General features: G+C 62.7%; 18 protein-coding genes. 4 read left to right on the forward strand and 14 right to left on the reverse strand.

Features of this window, described 5'->3' with window-relative positions:
• Nucleotides 1–79 precede the first annotated feature (79 nt).
• The 4 genes from ACIQUB_RS20555 to ACIQUB_RS20570 all read right to left on the reverse strand — a co-directional run bounded on the left by ACIQUB_RS20555 (nt 80) and on the right by ACIQUB_RS20570 (nt 3,146).
• Complete coding sequence (locus ACIQUB_RS20555; RefSeq protein ID WP_402931646.1) at nt 80–976, reverse strand: LysR family transcriptional regulator; 897 nt, start codon at nt 974–976, stop codon at nt 80–82.
• A gap of 116 nt (nt 977–1,092) precedes the next feature.
• Nucleotides 1,093–1,380, reverse strand: coding sequence for a hypothetical protein (locus tag ACIQUB_RS20560; protein ID WP_402931648.1), 288 nt, complete (start codon nt 1,378–1,380; stop codon nt 1,093–1,095).
• A 164-nt stretch (nt 1,381–1,544) separates the two neighbouring features.
• Complete coding sequence (locus ACIQUB_RS20565) at nt 1,545–2,405, reverse strand: urea carboxylase-associated family protein (protein WP_402931650.1); 861 nt, start codon at nt 2,403–2,405, stop codon at nt 1,545–1,547.
• Between the two features lie 36 nt (nt 2,406–2,441).
• Nucleotides 2,442–3,146, reverse strand: a complete 705-nt coding sequence (locus ACIQUB_RS20570) for a GntR family transcriptional regulator (RefSeq protein ID WP_402931652.1) — start codon at nt 3,144–3,146, stop codon at nt 2,442–2,444.
• 398 nt (nt 3,147–3,544) lie between these two features.
• Here ACIQUB_RS20570 and ACIQUB_RS20575 point away from each other — a divergent pair, with 398 nt between their 5' ends.
• A complete protein-coding gene (locus ACIQUB_RS20575; protein ID WP_402931654.1) occupies nt 3,545–4,330 on the forward strand; it encodes a transporter substrate-binding domain-containing protein in 786 nt (261 codons plus the stop codon).
• Nucleotides 4,331–4,426: 96 nt separating this feature from the next.
• The gene (locus ACIQUB_RS20580) at nt 4,427–5,923 is read left to right on the forward strand and encodes an amino acid ABC transporter permease/ATP-binding protein (protein ID WP_402931656.1); all 1,497 of its coding nucleotides are present in this window, start codon (nt 4,427–4,429) and stop codon (nt 5,921–5,923) included.
• Nucleotides 5,924–6,004: 81 nt separating this feature from the next.
• Here the strand turns inward: ACIQUB_RS20580 and ACIQUB_RS20585 are convergent, their stop codons facing one another.
• From ACIQUB_RS20585 to ACIQUB_RS20595, 3 genes are read right to left on the reverse strand one after another with little or no spacing between them, the layout of a single operon-like run.
• The gene (locus ACIQUB_RS20585; protein ID WP_402931658.1) at nt 6,005–7,717 is read right to left on the reverse strand and encodes an acetyl/propionyl/methylcrotonyl-CoA carboxylase subunit alpha; all 1,713 of its coding nucleotides are present in this window, start codon (nt 7,715–7,717) and stop codon (nt 6,005–6,007) included.
• On the reverse strand, nt 7,714–9,336 hold the full coding sequence (locus ACIQUB_RS20590; protein ID WP_402931660.1) for a 5-oxoprolinase/urea amidolyase family protein: 1,623 nt from the start codon (nt 9,334–9,336) through the stop codon (nt 7,714–7,716). The genes ACIQUB_RS20585 and ACIQUB_RS20590 overlap by 4 nt, the downstream gene beginning before the upstream one ends.
• Nucleotides 9,333–10,103 (reverse strand): LamB/YcsF family protein, encoded by a 771-nt coding sequence (locus ACIQUB_RS20595; protein WP_402931662.1) that lies wholly within the window; start codon nt 10,101–10,103, stop codon nt 9,333–9,335. The genes ACIQUB_RS20590 and ACIQUB_RS20595 overlap by 4 nt, the downstream gene beginning before the upstream one ends.
• Before the next feature lie 179 nt (nt 10,104–10,282).
• Between ACIQUB_RS20595 and ACIQUB_RS20600 the strand changes: the two genes are divergently transcribed.
• Nucleotides 10,283–10,969, forward strand: coding sequence for a GntR family transcriptional regulator (locus ACIQUB_RS20600; RefSeq protein ID WP_402931664.1), 687 nt, complete (start codon nt 10,283–10,285; stop codon nt 10,967–10,969).
• 13 nt (nt 10,970–10,982) lie between these two features.
• Here ACIQUB_RS20600 and ACIQUB_RS20605 read toward each other — a convergent pair whose 3' ends face one another.
• From ACIQUB_RS20605 to ACIQUB_RS20615, 3 genes are all read right to left on the reverse strand, one after another.
• A complete protein-coding gene (locus tag ACIQUB_RS20605) occupies nt 10,983–11,741 on the reverse strand; it encodes an ABC transporter permease (RefSeq protein WP_402931665.1) in 759 nt (252 codons plus the stop codon).
• A complete protein-coding gene (locus tag ACIQUB_RS20610) occupies nt 11,726–12,475 on the reverse strand; it encodes an ABC transporter permease (RefSeq protein WP_113234980.1) in 750 nt (249 codons plus the stop codon). Before ACIQUB_RS20610 ends, ACIQUB_RS20605 begins: the two co-directional genes overlap by 16 nt.
• A 132-nt stretch (nt 12,476–12,607) precedes the next feature.
• The gene (locus tag ACIQUB_RS20615) at nt 12,608–13,615 is read right to left on the reverse strand and encodes an ABC transporter substrate-binding protein (protein ID WP_402931667.1); all 1,008 of its coding nucleotides are present in this window, start codon (nt 13,613–13,615) and stop codon (nt 12,608–12,610) included.
• A gap of 239 nt (nt 13,616–13,854) precedes the next feature.
• Here ACIQUB_RS20615 and ACIQUB_RS20620 point away from each other — a divergent pair, with 239 nt between their 5' ends.
• Nucleotides 13,855–15,264 (forward strand): amidase, encoded by a 1,410-nt coding sequence (locus tag ACIQUB_RS20620; RefSeq protein ID WP_402931669.1) that lies wholly within the window; start codon nt 13,855–13,857, stop codon nt 15,262–15,264.
• Nucleotides 15,265–15,288: 24 nt separating this feature from the next.
• Here the strand turns inward: ACIQUB_RS20620 and ACIQUB_RS20625 are convergent, their stop codons facing one another.
• The 4 genes from ACIQUB_RS20625 to ACIQUB_RS20640 form a co-directional block, all read right to left on the reverse strand.
• Nucleotides 15,289–16,236: an NAD(P)-dependent oxidoreductase gene (locus ACIQUB_RS20625; protein ID WP_402931671.1), complete on the reverse strand. Its 948-nt coding sequence runs from the start codon at nt 16,234–16,236 to the stop codon at nt 15,289–15,291.
• A 62-nt stretch (nt 16,237–16,298) separates the two neighbouring features.
• Nucleotides 16,299–17,018 carry a GntR family transcriptional regulator gene (locus ACIQUB_RS20630; RefSeq protein WP_402931673.1) on the reverse strand — a complete coding sequence of 240 codons (720 nt, stop codon included), beginning with the start codon at nt 17,016–17,018 and terminating at the stop codon, nt 16,299–16,301.
• An 85-nt stretch (nt 17,019–17,103) separates the two neighbouring features.
• Nucleotides 17,104–17,925 carry an alpha/beta fold hydrolase gene (locus tag ACIQUB_RS20635; protein WP_402931675.1) on the reverse strand — a complete coding sequence of 274 codons (822 nt, stop codon included), beginning with the start codon at nt 17,923–17,925 and terminating at the stop codon, nt 17,104–17,106.
• Nucleotides 17,926–17,928: 3 nt separating this feature from the next.
• Entirely contained in the window at nt 17,929–18,774 is an 846-nt protein-coding gene (locus ACIQUB_RS20640; protein ID WP_113234974.1) for a carbohydrate ABC transporter permease, read from the reverse strand.

Raw genomic sequence — 18,774 nt, forward strand, 5'->3', positions numbered from 1 at the left:
ACCGTCAAATCAATATAGAACTTTCTCAGGGAAGGACGAAGCGATCAATAAAGCTGTCACGTCAGTCGATAGGATTTTCCTATTGAAAATCCGGCTTCTCGACGAGAACGCGCGCCTCGTGCAGTAGCGCGGAGACCAGTGGGGTGAATGGTTCGCGGTGGGTCGCCACGAGACCAACCACATGGTGCGCCTGCGGCTCGACAATAGGGATCATCCGGATTTCGGCCGGAAAGCCGAACGATTTCGCGACATTGCGTGGCATGATGCTGGCCCAGCGGCCAGTACGGACATGCGAGAACAGCACGATCATCGAATTGGATTCGAGCGTCGGCTGCGCCGTCACTCCAGCTTCTGACAGTAGCTGATTGATAATGCGCCGGTTTTGCATATCGGCCGTCAACAGACAGAGCCTGATATCGCCAACCTCCTTCCAGGTCACGCTCTCTCGATCGGACAGTGGGCTGCCGGCCGCAGTGATGAGATTATACTGTTCGGCATAGAGCGGAACGCTGGTCACGCGCCCGAGCGGCTCGTTTTCGAGATACGTAATGCCGGCGTCGATCTCGAGATTCTCAAGCATGCTCAGCACTTGCAGCGAATTGCGCGAGACGATTGAGAAGGTGACGTCGGGATGACGCTCCTGAAAAGGTGCGGTCAACTGCGGCAGCATCGACAATGCTGTCGGGATGGCGGCGATCCTGATATGGCCGGCAAGGCCAGCGCGGGCGGCGCGCATTTCCTGGCGCATGGTGCGCGCGTCGCCGACAATCCGGCGGGCCCACTCCAGCACGCGCTGCCCCTCCGGGGTCAGACCCTGAAAGCGCGAGCCACGCTGCACGAGGATGACGCCGAGTTGGTCTTCCAGCTGGCGAATGGCGGCGGAGAGGGAGGGTTGGGATATGCCGCATTCCTGGGCGGCGCGGCCGAAATGCTTTTCATTGGCAACCGCGATGAAAAATTCCAGTTTGTCGATCATGCGGCCTCCCTGCCGAGGGCAAGCTTACCGCCACAAGATCAAATGGTGAAGAGCCTGGAATTCCATCCGGCGAGACCTGCCATGCGGGGACACGGCAGGTCTGTGTCTTTCGACACTTAGTTACAGACACGAACCGACTCGACATGCGAGCCGCCGTCATAGGCGTTCTGGACCTCGCGATCCTCATACCAGCAACGTGGGCGGGGCGGCGGCGGATCCACGTAACGAGGGCCGGAATTGGCGATGGCGCCACCAATCAACCCGCCAACCACTCCTGCGGCAACACCGCCGGCAATAGCGCGTCCTGTGTCGTCATGATGATGGTGATCTCGCGCCATCACCGGGCTAAAACCTCCGACGAGCGCGATTGTTGCAGCAAAAACTGCGGCTAACGTTCTCTTCATCGGACTGCTCCTTTCTGAAAATCATGATAGCTGAACGTCGCAGACGCGGTTTGGTTCGATCTTTGTGAGGATCAACGGGCCGGCCAGTGTGTGAGCCCACCTAAAAACAAGGCTCCCGCGAACAGGTCGCGGGAGCCTCATGGTGTAACACTATTTTGTATGGCTTAGAGCCCGTGCGTGCCGTCGTAACCGTTGATATCAGGCGCGCTCCAGCCTTCCGGCGGACGGGCCGGCTTGTAGATCTCGACCACCAGCGGATAGCAGGCAACCGCGTCCGAGGAATGCTCGGAGGAGCAATCGCCGCCGGGGCAGGCCGACATGCAGCCGAGGAGATCGATCTCGGCGAAAAACTCGAGATAATCGCCGGGACGAACCGGGCTTGCCTTCATGAAATACTGGCCGGTATCGCGCGTGAAGCCGGTGCACATGAAGACGTTGAGCACGTCGTGAATATAGGTGCCGGCCTCCTGCAGCGACTTTCCGGTCTTCGCGGCGAAGGCGCGGGTCAGGTTGGAGTGGCAGCAGTGGTGATACTGGCCGCCATTGCTCAAGAGATTGTGCGTATAGGGATCGCAGCGCGTGCCGATGACGTCATGTACCGAGCCGCCGAATTCGTCGAAACCGTACCAGTCGAGCGTGTCGTGGGTGATCGTCGCGATCGGGCGCAGATAGGGCATGTTGGAGAAGAGCTGGTCGCCGAGGCCGACATGCGTGCCGTTCAGCGCCCGGGTCTTGCCGGTGAAGAGGCGTTCCTCAAGATTGTTGGCGTTGAAGAGGTTGAGATCGCCCACCTGCGAGCCCTCGCTGGAGAGAATCCGGCAGAAATGGCCGGCCGGCACGGTCCAGCAGGCAGCATCACGCGGCGGCACGACCACGCGCTCGACGAACTCCAGATCGTCGCGCAAGGCGCGGTATGCCGTAAGATCCGGGCGCGGCAGCGTCTCGACGGGATAACAGATCACCGGCTTGATCGCCTTGCGGCTCGCTGCGTCTTCCGGTCCACTGGTAATCGGCTGGGGCTTCATCCCTCATTTTCTCCTGATATGCCGGGCGGGCTGCCGTCAATCGGCAGGCGTCGCCAATGTCTTCTTGGGGCGGGGCAGGTTCTGGGCGCGGGCGGCTTCCAGCACCACGCGTTCGGATTCCTGCAGATAGAGCTCGAGTGCGCGGGTGGCTGCCGTGCGGTCGCCGTCGCAGAGCAGGCCGCAGATTTCCACGTCGCGCGCCACCCACGGTTCCTGGAACCGACGCGCATCGGGCGCCATCGAGAAGGCGAGGCGGGCCTGGGCGGCGACGGTCGCGAACACGTCGTTCAGCCGCGGGCTGCCGATGAAATCTACGATCTGCTGGTGAAACTCCAGCGAAGCGGTGCCGCACTGCTGCCAGTCCTTGGCCAATGCCGCACGCTGCACCGCCTCGACGCGGGCGACCAACTCGGACATCGCTTCCTGCGAGGCGTAGGCGCTGCAGGTGACGCCGCGCAGCTCGAGCGTCATGCGGATCGCGTAGATCTCGCTGATCTCGGTGGAATTCAGCGCCCGCACCGTCGCGCCGTAATGCGCACGGTGCTCGATCAAACCTTCGGCAACCAGATCCCGCAGCGCCTCGCGCAACGTGTTGCGCGAAACGTTCAGCGCTTCCGCCCACACGACCTCACGCAGCGGCGCGCCGGGTGCAAGCTCGCCACGCAGAATCTTGTCGCGCAGCAGGCCGGCGGCGGTCTGCGTCAGCACAAGAGGTCGGTCGGGGGGATTCTGGTTGGTCAATAGGGTCTCCTTGGTGATTTATTTTTGTTGAACAACTTACGCATGTCAAGAGAGGTGAAGTCCGCATGTCAGGATGCCGGCGATGAGGCGAGGGAAGTTCCGAGGTGTCATGCACTGGAGGTCTCGCTTTCCATGATTGGCAGATCCATGCGCCTCCTGCTTCGGAATTGGATATGCTGTTCGACGTCTTTTTCGGCGTATTGCCATGCCTTCGCTGAGATGCTTCGTTTTATCTCGTTATTTCAGTCGCTTGTCCGCTGCCCGTCAAGCGCCTGCGTCGGGATGCGGATGGCGAATCTGCTCGAAATCAGTCCCTTGATGAAACTTTATGCATCGAGGGGGATTGCAATCTCATAATTGTTCAACAAAAATGAGCCATCAATCGAGAGGAACAGTCCATGAAAAAACTCCTTGCTGGTCTCATCATGTTGGCGGCGCCCCTGACGGCGGCCCATGCGGAAACGCTGAAGATCGGTGTCGATCTCACCTATCCGCCCTACAACTACTTCGACGACGCCAACCAGCCCGCCGGCTTCGACGTCGAGCTGATGAAGCTGATCGGCAAGAAGACCGGTAGCGACGTCTCGTTTCATGACACCCGTTTCGAAAATTTGATCCTCGGCGTCTCCAGCGATCAGTTCAACGTCATCGCCTCCACGCTCTATGTGACGGCCCCGCGCGCCAAGCAGATCGACTACATCCCTTACATGAAGACGGGCGTTTCGATCGCGGTTTCGGCCGCCGGTGGCCAGAACTTCACCAAGCCGGAAGAGCTTTGCGGCAAGCGCGTCGGCTCGATCAAGGGCGCGGCATGGATCCCCGAGCTCGAGAAGCTGAACACGACGGTTTGCGCCGCTAGCCCGATCGATTCCCGCGAATTCCCGACCTCGCCCGAGGCAACGCAGGCCGTCATGTCCGGCGGCGTGGACGCGCAGCTCGAAAACTCGGCGGTGCTCGCCGATGCCGCCAAGAAGCTGAACGGCCGCCTGAAGGTCACCTCCACCGAACAGCTCTATCCCGTCATCGTCGGCTTCGGCGTGAAGAAGGGCAACACCGAGGTCGCATCCTTCCTGCGCGACACGCTGGCGAAGCTCGATGGCGATGCCGATTACGAGGCGCTGTTTGCCAAGTATGGCGTGGCCAAGTCCACGGACGCCGAGTTCAAGGCGGCTGTCGGGCAGTAAGCGTTCCAGGCGGGTGCCGGTGAGGCGCTCGCCTGACTGATCAACACAGGAATGCGCGGCGCTTCGGCGCCGCTGCTCTTTTGGGGATACCCGCCCATGAACTTCGACTGGAATTACCTCTTCAGCCTCGTGCTCTATCCGGACTTCTGGCGCGCGACGGCGCTCGTCGCCTGGCTCGGCGTGCTGACCTGGGTCATCGGAACCGTGCTCGGCTTCCTGCTCGCGCTTGCCCGGCAATCGAGGCTGCGCGCGGTGCGCTGGTTCGCGAAGACCTATATCTGGCTCTTCCGCAGCCTGCCGCTGCTGGTGCTGCTCATCTTCGTCTATAACCTGCCGCAGTTCATGCCGGCACTCGGACCGGTGCTGTCGGTGCCTTTCTGGGCCGGGCTGATCGCGCTGGTCATCTCCGAAACCGCCTATCTCGCGGAAATCCACCGTGCCGGCCTCATCGCCGTCGATCAGGGGCAGCATGAGGCAGCACACGCGCTCGGCGTCCGCCCTGTCGGCAAGTATCGGCATATCATTCTGCCGCAGGCGATCCGCGTGGCGTTGCCTTCGCTCGGCAACGAATTCATCACCATCGTCAAGCTGACCTCGCTAGTCTCGGTCATCTCGCTCGCGGAAATCCTGCTCGTCGGCCAGCGGCTCTATACCCGCAACTTCATGGTCATCGAAACGCTGGTCGCGGTGTCGTTCTACTACGTGCTCGTCGTCTCGATCTTCAGCTTCTTCCTGGCGCGCCTCGAGGGTAGCCTTGACATATCCAGGATGACCGGCGCCGAGATCGCCGTGCCGGCAGCCGTCGCCCAGGGAAGCGCCGCTGGCAGCGAACGCCGCGTCGGTGAAGAGGTCGTGGTCGGCATTGATGGCATCAGCAAGAGCTTCGGCGACAAGCGGGCGCTGTCTGACGTGTCGCTTCAGGTGCGCAAGGGCGAGGTGCTGAGCATCATCGGTCCCTCGGGCTCCGGCAAGACAACGCTCATCCGCACGATCAATGCGCTGCAGGATATTGACGACGGCCGCATCACGCTCGATGGAGACGAGTGGATCACGGCGGACGCGAAGGGATACCGCATGGTTCCCGATTTTCATCACCGCGTCACCTGTCTAGGTATGGTGTTCCAGTCGTTCAATCTCTTCCCGCATATGACGGCGCTTGAGAATGTGACCTTCGGTCCGCGTTATCACGGCAATCGCGACAAGCAGGCGGTGCGCGCGGCGGCGATGAACCACCTGGCCCGTGTCGGTCTGGCGGCGCATGCAAACAAGTATCCGCACCAGCTCTCGGGCGGCCAGAAGCAGCGCGTGGCGATTGCCCGCGCGCTTGCCATGGACCCCGAGATCATGCTGTTCGACGAGCCGACCTCGGCACTCGATCCGGAACTGGTGGGCGAAGTGCTGCAGGTGATCGAGGGCCTTGCCCGCGAAGGCATGACCATGGTGATCGTCACCCACGAAATGCGCTTCGTCAGCCGCGTCAGCGACCGCGTCGTAATGATGGAAAATGGCCACGTTGTCGTCAACATGACAGCTGAAGAGCTGGAGAGTTCCCCGGCCGATAGCCGCATCCAGCAGTTCATGCGGCAGAGCTGATCGCTCTATATGATCTGAACAGAAGAAAGCCGGCGGATCGCAAGACCCGCCGGCTTTCCTGTTTGAGCTCTACTCTTCCTCTTACGCGATGATCGCCAGCTCCGCGCCGAGAGCGACGCTGTCGCCCACCTTGGCGCTGAGCTTGATCGTGCCGGCCTTGGGCGCGGCGACGCGTGTCTCCATCTTCATGGCTTCGATGACTGCCACGATCTCGCCCTCGGCAACCGTCGCATTGTCCTCGACCAGCCACTGCCGAAACGTGCCTGGAATGGGAGCGGTAACGGCGCCTTCGCGCTGCTGGGACGCTTGTGGAGCGAATGCCTGCGGGGCAACGGCGAGGCCGGAAAACAGCGCCGACGGCAAGCCGATCTCGTGGCGCTTGCCGTCGATCTCGATGAAGCTGCGGATGAGGTTGCCGTCGGCTGGCTCGATCCTCGGCGAGGAGGAGACACCACGGAATTCGGTCTCGATCCAATTGGTAAAGACCTTGAAGCCGTCCTCGCCGGTAAAGTCCTTCTCTTCGAGAACGGCGCGATGGAAGGGCAGCACGGATGCCACGCCCTCGATGCGGAACTCGGCAAGTGCGCGCCGCGCGCGAACAAGCGCTTCCTCGCGAGTGGCGCCGGTTACGATCAGTTTCGCCATCATGGAATCATAGAGGCCGGGGATTTCTGAGCCGCTTTCAACGCCGGTGTCGAGGCGGATGCCCGGACCGGACGGCGCGCGGAAGCGGGTGATGAGACCCGGCGTCGGCAGGAAGCCGCGGCCCGGATCTTCGGCGTTGATCCGGAATTCGAAGGCATGGCCGCGCGGCTTGGGCGTATCCGTCACCGAGAGCGGCTCGCCATCGGCAATCCGCAGCTGCTCGATGACGATATCGATGCCGGTGGTCTCCTCGGTCACGGGATGCTCCACCTGCAGGCGCGTGTTGACCTCGAGGAAGGAGATCGTGCCGTTCTGCGAGAGCAGGAACTCGACCGTGCCGGCGCCGGTATAGCCGGCCTTGGCGCAGATCGCGCGGGCGGCATCATGGATGCGCTGGCGCTGCTTCTCGGTGATGAAGGGAGCCGGCGCCTCTTCGACGAGTTTCTGGTTGCGGCGCTGCAACGAGCAGTCGCGAGTGCCGAGGACGACGGTGTTGCCGTGGCTGTCGGCGATCACCTGCGCCTCGATGTGGCGCGGCTTTTCCAGGAACTGCTCGGCGTAACATTCACCGCGGCCGAAGGCCTCGACGGCCTCGCGAACGGCGGAATCGAAGAGTTCGCCGACTTCATCGATATGGTGCGCCACCTTCATACCGCGCCCGCCACCGCCGAATGCGGCCTTGATCGCCAGCGGCAATCCGGCTTCGCGGGCGAAAGCAACAGCTTCGGCGGCCGAAGCCAGCGGGCCGGCGGAGCCCTTCACCAGCGGTGCGCCGACGCTTTCGGCAATCCGCCGCGCCTCGACCTTGTCGCCGAGCGCCGTGATGACATCAGGCGCCGGACCGACCCAGAGCAGGCCGGCATCGATGACGGCCTGCGCAAACTCCGCGCGTTCCGAGAGAAACCCATAGCCAGGGTGGACGGCGTCGGCGCCGGCGCGCTTGGCGATCTCGAGGATCTTCTCGATGTTCAGATAAGTATCTACGGGGCGACCGGCGCCGAGGCCATAGGCTTCATCCGCAAGTTCGGCATGCAGCGAGCTGGCGTCGGCATCAGAATAGATCGCGACCGAGGCGACGCCATAGTCGCGGGCGGCGCGGGTGATGCGGATGGCGATTTCGCCGCGATTGGCAATGAGCAGCTTTTTCATGAAATCAGTGTCCTGTTCGGCTCGGTGCCGGCGATGATCTCGCGCGGCTCGAAGACGGAGATCGGATTGAAACGGATGCGGGCGCCGATCGGGATCTGGCCGGCGAGGTCGAGATGGTGGCTGGCGACGACGCCGATGACCGGATAGCCGCCTGTCAGGGGATGATCGGCCAGGAAGAGGACGGGCTGGCCGCTATGCGGCACCTGGATTGCGCCGAGCGCTGTACCCTCCGACGGCAGTTCCGCATTGTCGGAACGCTCAATCGCCACCTTGCCATCAAGGCGCATGCCGACGCGGCTGGATTGAGGCGTTACGTCCCACTCCTGCGATGTCAGCGTGGCGACGCCTTGCTCGGTGAACCAGTCCGTGCGCGGACCAAGCACGATATCAAGCGTCACGACCTCGCCGGCACGCGGCAGGCGACGCTGCTTGGCGTCGGTCGGCATGACCGCAAGTGATCGGTGCTCGGCCGGAACCAGGATATCACCGGCCGCGATCGGCGCCGGGCCGACCTTGGCAAGGGTGTCGGTGGCAGCCGATCCGAGCACTGGCTGGACCTCGAACCCGCCGCGCAGGGCGAGGTAGCTCATCATGCCCTCGGGCGGAATGCCCAGTACCAGCTCGTCTCCGGCATCAAGGGCGATCGGGCTTGCGAAGCCTGCACTGCTCTCGCCACCAGCCGCCGCGCGGATCGTCAGAGGGCAGGCGGCGCCGGTTACGGCGACGGTCTCCGGCCGGTCGACCTTGAACGCGAAGCCTCCGAAGAGCACTTCGATCACGGCGGCATCGCGCGGGTTCCCGAGGCAGCGATTGGCCGCGATCATCGCCGTGCGGTCGAGCGCGCCGGATTCGGAGACGCCCTGGCTGGCAAGGCCCGGTCTGCCGAGATCCTGGAAGAGCGCGGGACGGTCGGCGCGGGTAACCAGCAGTCCGGCTTTTTGCGCTGCAGCTTCATCGACCGAGGGCTTTGGTGAGGAGACCGGGACGACAGCGCCCTTGGCGATGTCGCGGAAGCGCACGCGGTCACCGGGCGCCAGGAGTGCGGCACGCTCCCGCGTCGTGTCCCACATCGCGAGCGGTGTCTTGCCAAGCAGCTGCCAGCCGCCGGGGCTGTCGGATGGGTAGATGCCGCCGAACTTGCCGGCGATGGCGACCGAGCCGGCGGGGATCTTTACCCGTGGGCTCTTGCGGCGCGGCACGTCGAAACGAGGGTCGTCACAGGTCATATAGGCGAAGCCGGGGGCAAAGCCGGTGAAGGCGACGGTGTAGGTCGCCTCGGTGTGGCGCTGGATGACTTCTTCGATCGCGCAGCCGAGCATCTCGGCGACATCCTCGAGGTCTTCGCCATCATAGGCGACCGGAATCTCGAACAGCTCGCCGCCTCTGGACGAGCGCGTGGAGAGGTCGAGGGCAGCGATCTTTTCGTAGAGTGCTGTGGCACTCGTTAGCCACGGATCGAAGCGCACCATGACAGTGCGCGCGCCTGGGATCACTTCGCGTACACCTTCGAGCCCCGCCGCCAAAAGGGCGTCGAGCAGGGTCAGGGTTGCGGCCAGATCGTCGAGCTCGACGAGGAAACTGTCGCTGCCGGATGGCAGGAAACGCAGGCGCTCGCTCATGACGACATATCGACGAAGGACTTGAGCTCGACGCCGCGCGCTTCCAGCGTCTGCCGCAGCGTACGGGCGATCGCGACGGCCGCCGGCGTGTCCCCGTGGATGCAGATAGACTGCGCGTCGAGCGCGATTTCGGTTCCGTCGATCGCCACAACGCGGCTTTCCGTGACCATGCGCAACATGCGCTCGGCGACGGCTTGCGGATCATGGATCACCGAACCGTCCAACCGGCGGCTGACGAGGCTGCCGTCGACGTTGTAGGCGCGGTCGGCGAAGGCCTCGCAGACCACAGCCAGCCCGGCCTCACGCGCCTGCGCCACGATCGGCGCGCCGGCCAGCGCCATCAATACGAGGCTCGGATCGATCGACTTGATGCCTTCGATGACATCGGCGGCCTGGCGGGCGTCATGGGCGATGGTGTTGTAGAGCGCGCCATGCGGCTTTACGTAGCACACCTTCGTTCCGGCCGCTTTCGCGAGGCCCTGCAGGGCGCCGATCTGGTAGATCGTGTCGCCGACGAGTTCGGCGCTCGACGGATCCATGTTGCGCCGACCGAAGCCAACGAGATCGCGGTAACCGATATGGGCGCCGACGGCGACACCGCGCCGCGCCGCTTCCTTGAGCACCGTCAGGATTCCGGCCGGGTCGCCGGCGTGGAAGCCGCAGGCGATATTGGCGCTGGTCACCGTCGCCAGCATGGCGGCGTCGTCGCCCATCGGCCATGGGCCGAAGCTTTCGCCGAGATCGCTGTTCAGATCGATTGCCGCCATGTTCCATCTCCATTGAAAATACCGACGTCACGGATTATTGTTCAATAAAGGAATATTGATTGTTGAACAATATCCGTTGGACTCATTTTTGAGAAGTGCTGTCTGAATGGGTCATAGGGTGGGTTCGTGCACTCTCTCGAGCGATATGGTGTTCTTGGGCAAATGGGGAAAGAGCGTTGATGATGCGCACTGTTGTTGCCGAAATGGAAGACGAGCCGCTGACGGCGCAGATTGCGGCAAAAATCCGTGAGATGTTGATCTCGGGCGAGCTGGCGCCGGGCGCCAAGCTTTCCGAACAGCAGATCGCTGCCCAGTTCGGAATCTCGCGCAACACGCTGCGGGAGATATTCCGCCTGCTGACGAGCCAGAACCTGCTGGTTCACATACCCAACCGCGGCGTCTTCGTTGCCACGCCGGGCGAGGCTTCGGTGGTGGATATCTACAGGGTGAGGTACGTCATCCAGAAGGGTGCAGTTCGTGCCGCCGTCCGCACGCACCCCGCGCTAGGCCGCATGAGAGAGCTTCTGGCGCGCACCGAGGCGTCGCGCGCGGCTGGCGATTGGCGAAGCGTCGGCACGATCAATATGGAGTTTCATCGCTCGATGGTGGAGCTATGCGATAGCCCGCGGCTAAGCGCCTGCTTTGAGCTCACTCTGGCGGAGCTCCGATTGGTGTTCGCTCAGTTCGAGGATACCGCCCATCTGCATGACCCCTATATCGCCCTGAACGGCGAGCTTCTCGCATCGCTCGAGGCTGGGGATGTCGAGGCGGCGTCGGCTCAATTGGACGCCTATCTTGCGCGCTCGGAGAGATCCGTTCTCGCGGCTCTGCAAACAGCCAAGGAGAAGCCTTCGTCGCGTATTTGACGATCCGGCCGTCTCACCGCCACCAGATCAGGCGCTTGTCCGCGGCGACCAGCAGGCCGTAGAGTGCCAGGCTCGTCAAGGAAGATACAAGAATGGCCGACCAAACCGTCTGTGAATCCATTTCGGCGGTGGCGCGATAGACGATCTGCCCGATACCTTTGTAAGCACCAAGCATCTCGGCAACGATCACCGCGATGGTGCTACGTGCAAGCCCAATGCGCAAGCCAGTTGCGATGGACGGCATGGCGGCTGGAAGCTGGAGGCGCCACAGCAGCGCAAACCGGCCGGCGCCGAAGCTTCGCAGAAGGTTCACATGCCCATCTTCCGTGCGCGAGAAACCCTCCAGTGCCGACAATAACACCGCGAAGCTAACGGCAAGCGCTGCAATCGCGATCTTTGACGCAGCACCCATGCCAAACCACAGCAGCGCGAGTGGCACGAAGGCGATCGATGGCACAGTGTTCAAGGCGATGATCAGCGGTAACAACAGTATGCGCAGCGTCGGTACGAGAAGAAACAGACAGGCAAGCAGCAAGCCGAGCGCCGACCCGACCGCGAAGCCGGAAACGGCCTCAAGGGTCGTCAACCATAGGCCATCCGCCAGACGCGGCAGTGACGTCATGGTGGCGGACGCTATGGCGCTGGGTGCGGGCAGGACATATTGCGGGATGTTGCCGAAGGATGCAGCAACCTCCCAGACGATGAGAAGCACTACGATGGCGAAGAGGACCGGAATTGCCTCGGTGGCCAGGGTTTTCAGACGATGCGCCACCAGACGTACTTCCTTTCAACAAAGGCTAGAAGACCATATAGCAGCGCGCCTAGCAGACCGCAGATGACGATCAAAACCCAGACGCGCTCGACCTGTTCGAAATAAAGCGCCTGCAGCAACATCACGCCGAGCCCGACGCTATCGCCGAACCACTCGCCGACGATGGCTCCGATGAGGCTGAGCGATACGCCGAGCTTCAGGCCGGTGAATACCGAGGGCAGCGCGGTTGGCAATGCAAGGCGCCAGAAGATTTGGGCCCTCGACGCGCCAAAGCTCAAAAATAGCGCGACACGCTTCTCGTCGACCATCTGCAGGCCGCGCAGCGTTGCAACGGAAACGGGGAAGAAAGTGAGGTAGAGCGCGATAGCGACTTTGGCGAGAATTCCATTGCCGAACCAGATGACGACAATGGCGCCAAAAGCGATCACGGGAACGCTTTGCAAGGCGACGAAGAGCGGCAATACGGAGCGCTCGAGAAACCTGTTGCTGGCAAAGAGTATACCGAAGCCGGCTCCCAGCGCCACGCCGGCGACGAAGCCGAGCGCGGTCTCAGCAAGAGTGTGCAGGAAACTGTTCCAGAGCTCGGAACTGACGGATGCGGCGTCGGCGATGACGCGGCCAAGCGAAGGGAGATAGCGCGGTGGCACATCGAAGAGCGGCACGAGCACCAACCATGCGAACACCGCGAGCACGATGCCGGCCGCCGGATGCTCAAGGAAAAGACGTCGCCTCATGAAAACTCCGAAGATAAGGGTGCAGGACGGCTCAAGTCGCGCGGCACCGTGACCACGGCGTTCTCACGCCACGCGTTTCTGTCATCTGAGACGGGAGCAGATCCAAATCTGATCCGCTCCCGGTTGCGACGATCACATCGACTTCGCGGATGCGGGCGTCTTGGCCCAGAAGGTCTGGTCGAAGGCCGCTTCCAGATCGATCGGCTTTTTCAGCGCCTTGTATTCGATCAGGCTGTCGTGGACGGCCTTGATCGAGGCCATGTCGATGGCGCCCAGGCCCTGGCTGCCGCCGAGCTTGGCGCGCATCAGCTTCTCGATCTCTTCAAGCATCAGTTCCTGGTGCTTGCGCTCGAGACCGGAGCCTGCTGCCATGACGATATCGGTGGCCTCAGCCTTGTTCTCGAAGGCGTACTTCCAGCCCTTGAGCGTGGCATCCAGGAAGGCCTGAACCACTTCCGGCTTTTCCTTGATCATCTTCTCCGAGGTGACGATCGAATCCTGCTGCGTGGTGACGCCGGAATCGTCTGGCAGGAAGGTCTTGATGTTGTTGATGCCCTGTTCTTTCAGCGTGTTCAGCTCGTTGTAGAGCGTCACGGTCGCAACATCGTACTGCTTGTCGATGAAGGGCTGCATCGAGAAAGGCTGCGAGACGACGTTGACGTCGCTCTGCGAGAGCCCCTCGTGCGCGAGCACTGAATAGAGCGTGAACTGCGGGCCGGTCATCCAGGTAGCGACCGACTTGCCCTTGAAGTCCTTGACCGAGTTGATGCCGGAATTGTCGTAGGTGACATAGGCGAAAGGGGTCATCTGCTGCGACATGCCGATGCAGATCAGCGGCAGCCCCTTTTCGCGGGCATAAAGAACGCCTTCCGTACCGCTGGCGATGCCGAAGGTATCGGCGCCGGAGGCAACCAGCGTTTCGACGTTGATGTTCGGGCCGCCGGGGCTGATCGTCGCGTCGAGGCCGGCGTCCTTGTAGAAGCCCTTGGCCTTGGCGACGTAGACGCCGGCGAACTGCGCCTGGGCGACCCACTTGAGGCGGATCGATACGGCCTCCGCGGCGTGGGCTGAAACTGAGCCACCAATTGCGGTAGCAAGAAATGCGAGCGACAAAACACTGTGCTTGAAAGAGCGCTTCATGGTGTAGTTCCCCTTTTTGTGTATGCAGAAAGATGATTGCAATATACATGCCAGTTTGTTCTGCGCCCGTTTAAGGTTCTTTCTCTTGGATTCGACCCGGTAAAAGGCCTGTGTTCCAGCCACGCATTGATTAGAAAATGCGATTTGTGCCTATTATGTATTCATTTTTGACAAATGTGATTTTTTAGGCTGAATTGCCTGCGACGATTGCCATGCCGACAATGCAAAGAGGATAACCGATGACTGATGAGCCACTGTGGTCCGCCGAGTTTACCCAGCTTGGGGAGGCGATGCGCAGCGGCGCAATTTCCTCTGTCGCGTTGACGGAGTTGATGCTTGAGCGGATCGCCACGCATGACGGTGACTTGCATTCCTATGCGGCAGTCGCGCCGGACGTGGCGCTCGCCGCTGCGCACAAGGCGGATGCCGAGATCGAGGTCGGCAACTGGCGCGGGCCGCTCCATGGCATTCCGCTCGCCGTCAAGGATGCCTTTGCGACCGTTGATATTCCGACGGGTTTCGGCAGCCCTGTTTTCGCGGGCCAAGAGATAGTCGAGGAATCGACTGCGACCGCGCGTCTCCGGGCGGCCGGCGCTGTCATGCTTGGCAAGCTGACGTTGACCGAAGGCGTCTATGCCGATCACCATCCGTCGATCGTGCCTCCGATCAATCCCTTCGGCGCCGCGCACTGGACCGGAACGTCGTCATCGGGTTCGGGCGTGGCGGTCACGTCGGGCCTCGCCTATGCCACGCTTGGCACGGACACCGGCGGCTCCATTCGCTTGCCGTCGTCCTGCTGCGGCGTTGTTGGCATCAAGCCGACCTGGGGCCGCGTGAGCCGCCACGGTGTCTTCCCGCTTGCGAACTCGCTCGATCACGTCGGCCCGATGGCCCGCAGCGTTGCTGATGCCGCCGCCCTTCTCGGCGCCATCGCCGGACCTGATACGGCGGATGCGACGGCAGTGCAGGTTCCCGTCGATGACTATCTCGCCGCTGCTCTGTCCGCCGATGTCAACGGCCTGACGATCGGTATCGATCGAGCATTCATCGCGTCGCGCGCGACCGACGAGGTCGTGGCGTCGATCGAGGCCGTGGTCGAGGTGATGCGCGGTCTCGGCGCCCGTTTCGTGGATGTCAGCTTCCCGGACCCCGACGCGGTGCTGCGCGGCTGGGCGGTGCAGTGCGCGGTCGAATGCGCGATGGCGCACGAAGCGACCTATCCGGCGCGCAAGGGCGAGTACGGCGAGCGGATGTCCGCCCTGCTCGAGCGCGGTCGCGCCCATACGGCACGCGACATGGCGGTAGCGCTGGAGGATCGCCGCGAATTCAACGGCCGCATCGCGCGCATGTTCGCCGATATCGACCTGCTCATGGTGCCCGGGTTGCCGGTTGCCGGCCCCTCACTGGAGTTCATGTCATCGCTCGGCGAAGACCCCGCCGCGATCCTTGCGATCGGGCCGTTCACGGCGCCCTTCGACGTTTGCGGCTACCCGACGATCACCATGCCGTGCGGTGAGAGCACCAAGGGAATTCCCGTCGGCTTCCAGTTCGTCGGTCGCCCCTTCGCCGAGGCTTTGCTATGCCGGGCAGGCGGAGCCTACCAGACGAAGACGTCGTTCCACCGCAGACGTCCGACGCTTCGGGGCTAGGTTTCAGAGTGAGGTCGATCCCGGTCAGTAGCCGCGCACGGGATCGACCAGCGCCTCGAGCTCTTCGCCTTTCAGATAGGCGTCGAGGTTCTTCATCAGCCGCTGCTGGAAAGCCTGATCCTGATCGCCGCCTGCCCAGGAAATGTGCGGGCTGATGAAGACGTTGGGCAAGGTGTAGAGCGGGTGTCCGTCCGGCAACGGCTCCGGCGTCGTCACATCGAGCGTCGCGCTGCCGATATATCCAGCCATGAGTGCCGCCACCAGAGCTTCCTGACCGATGAGGCCGCCGCGCGATATATTGATGAGATGCAAGCCCGGCTTGGCGGCGCGGAGCAGATCGGCATCGATCATGCCTTCCGTCTCCGCGGTCAGCGGCGCGGCGATGACGAGGTGGTCGGCAACTGCTAAGATCTCATGGATCCCGGCCGCTGTGATGCCACGCTCACCCTCCCAGGCGGTGCGGCGGTTGACCATGACATTCATGTCGAAGGCAAGCGCCCGGCGGGCGATCGCCTGGCCGAGACTTCCGTAGCCGATGAGGCCGAGCGTCTTGCCGTATAGGCGGCCGATGTCGTGCCGGCGCCAGTCCGCCTCGCTGCGGGCGCGCGTCTCTTCCAGCCGCTTTTCGCTGCGCAGTATCGCCGCGAAGACGAACTCGGCGATCGGCAGCGCGTTCAGTCCACGCCCACAAGTCATGACCCGGCCCTGCAGGAGGGGCGGCGGATAGATCTCGATACCCGTCGTCTGCGATTGCACCCATTTCAACCGCTCTGGAAACCGCCAGTCGCGTGGCGCTTGCTTCCAGTTGGCAAAGCCGCCCGTCACCAGGATGTCGGCATCCGGTGCGATCTTCCATGGCTCCGCCGGGAAGGAATCCTGGATCACGACCGGCCGGGAAGGATGCTCTTCGAGCGCTTTGCCGAGTTCTGGGCCGAGCTGATTGAGGATGACGAGGCGTTGTGGGTCGGACATGGATTTTCTCCTCCGCGCGACGGTTGTCGCGCGGTCTCTGCATGAACTGAGCTTGGAGCGTCTTACTGCGCGCGGCTCATATGCGCCGGCAGCGACGAAATGAAGTCGGTCAACTGGTCGCCGAGCAGCTGGACGTGGTCGCTGGCAGCCTTGCGCGCCGCTTCCGGATCGCCCGCATCGATCGCATCCATGATACGGACGTGCTCGGTAAGCGTGCTCAGCATGCGGCCGGGCTGGTAGGTGGCGCGCATGCGGTAGGCGCCGATGCGGCGGCGAAGCTGGATCGCCTGATCCGCGATGAAATGCGTGTGGGCCGCTTCGTAAAGCTGGTCGTGGAATTTCTGGTTCACCTTGTAAAAGGCGACAGGATCACCGGAATTGTAGGCTTCGACCAGTTCCTCGTGCACCTTGCGCATGCCGGCTCGTTCGGCGGGCGTTGCGCGGCGGGCGGCAAGTCGGGCACAAAGACCTTCGAGAGCCGACATCACGTCGAACATCTCGATCAGCGCTGGAATGGAAAGCAGCGCCACATGTGTGCCCTGGCGGCCGCGCGTCTCAACAAGCCCGATGGCCAGCAGCGCCTTGATGGCTTCGCGTACCGGCGTGCGTGACAGGCCGAAGCGGCGCGCGAGTTCCATCTCGTCCAGCCGCTCGCCGGGTTCGAGCCTGCCGTCCAGGATCATCTGCTCAAGCTGTTCACGCAGCTCGCCGGCGCGGGTAGGAGCGCGCACCCCGTTTGCCGCCTCGGGCAGACGCGTGTCATCCTGATCCAATGCGGTCACTCCTCTCGCCGAACTGCGAATGGCCAATTTGTATTTTGCTGGCGGCATTTATACTTTTCTTTTTGCGGTGCATTCAATGGGTGGATTATGGGTATACGAGCGTCGCAAGGCAGCTTCGGAGCTTTTCCACAATCATCGCGGGAGCTTCGATCATCGGGAAGTGTCCGGAGTCGTATTCGACGACGTCGATACTGCTGAAACAGGCCATCGGCTTCGGATCCGCCAACCGCGCGACCCAGGCAGAATTGAGCATCACGGCGGGGCAGTTGACCAGTGGCCAGCGCTCTTCGGCGTCCCAGGCGAAGAGGTCGTCCTTAACGTCGAGCGCGAAGGCCGCGGGGGCCGAAGTGATCATGCTGTCGGTGATTGCCTGGCGCATCGCCTCGTCCGTGGACGGATGCACGATGATATCGATCATGGCGCGCATGCGGCCCGCGTAGTCGGCGGCGAACTCCTCGTGGCGTCTGACGAGCTCGTCGTCCGGAACACGGCCGTAATAGTCGCGGTCGGTCAGCGTATCGAGGCCGATCAGCGCCGTGACGCGATCCGGCGCGACGATCGCCACCTCGGTCATGATCGGGCCGCCCATCGAGTGACCGATCAGCGTCGCGCCTTCGATATCGAGACGAGCCAGGAGATGAGCGACAGCGGCACCCATCGCGCGGATCGTCTGGCCGGCTGGCGGCGGCGGGAGCATTCCGCCGAAACCGGGATGCGAGACCGCCAGCACCCGGTGGTCTCGCGCCAGTTCGGGCGCGATCGCGTCCCAGTGCTCTGCATTGCCGCACCAGCCGTGGATCAGCACCAGCCAGTCGCCTTCGCTTCCGAAGACGCGATAGCCGATCTGTCCGCCCATCGGGGCGTCCAGCGTCGAAAGCGGAGCAAGGCTGCGGGCCGGTGCGTTCATGGCCTAACCCTTGATCCCGCTGGTGGTCATGCCCTGCGTGAAATACTTCTGCAGCAGCAGGAAGAGCAGGATGAGCGGTACGGTCGCGACAGTCGCGCCTGCAAAGGTTTCGCCCCAGTTCGGTAGCTGCGTCGGCGAACCTTGTTGGGCGATTGCCACCTGGATGACCTGGATTGCCGGATCCTGGATGATGACGAGCGGCCACAGGAAGCTGTTCCACGAAAACAGGAAGGTGATGAGGCCGAGCGTCAGCATCGGCACCTTCACGTTCGGCAGCACGATCGAAAAGAAGATGCGCACATGACCGGCGCCATCGATCCGCGCGGCGTCCTCGAGCTCGACCGGTAGTTCCTCGAATGCCTGCTTCAGCAGGAACAGGCCGAAGGGGCTGGCGATCCAGGGGATCATAACGCCGAGAAGGGAGTTGGAGAGGCCAAGCCCGGAAACCACCTGATAGAGCGGCACCATCATCGCCTCGATCGGCAGCAGGAAGGTGAGCAGGATCAACACGAAGACGATCTTGGCACCGGGAAAGCGAATGCGCGTCAGCGAGTAGGCGGCCATCGAGCAGAGCAGCAGCGTCAGCGCCACCTGGCCGCCGGCAACGATGGCGGTGTTCATCAGCGCGGTCAGCACATTGGTGCGCTCGAACAACGTGCGATAGTTCTCGAACGTTCCCTCGACCGGCAGGAAGGCGCGCCAGGAGAGCGGTGTCACGTCGTTGAACAGCGTCAGCTGGTTCTTGAAGGACGACGAGACGATCCAGGCATAAGGCGCCAGGAAGCAGCACAGGATGACGACGATGACGAGGGCGACCATGGCGCCGCGCCGGAGATGTTGCTTCTTCAT

It is taken from the genome of Rhizobium sp. NPDC090275, assembly GCF_044772225.1.
In the GTDB taxonomy this organism is placed as follows: domain Bacteria; phylum Pseudomonadota; class Alphaproteobacteria; order Rhizobiales; family Rhizobiaceae; genus Rhizobium.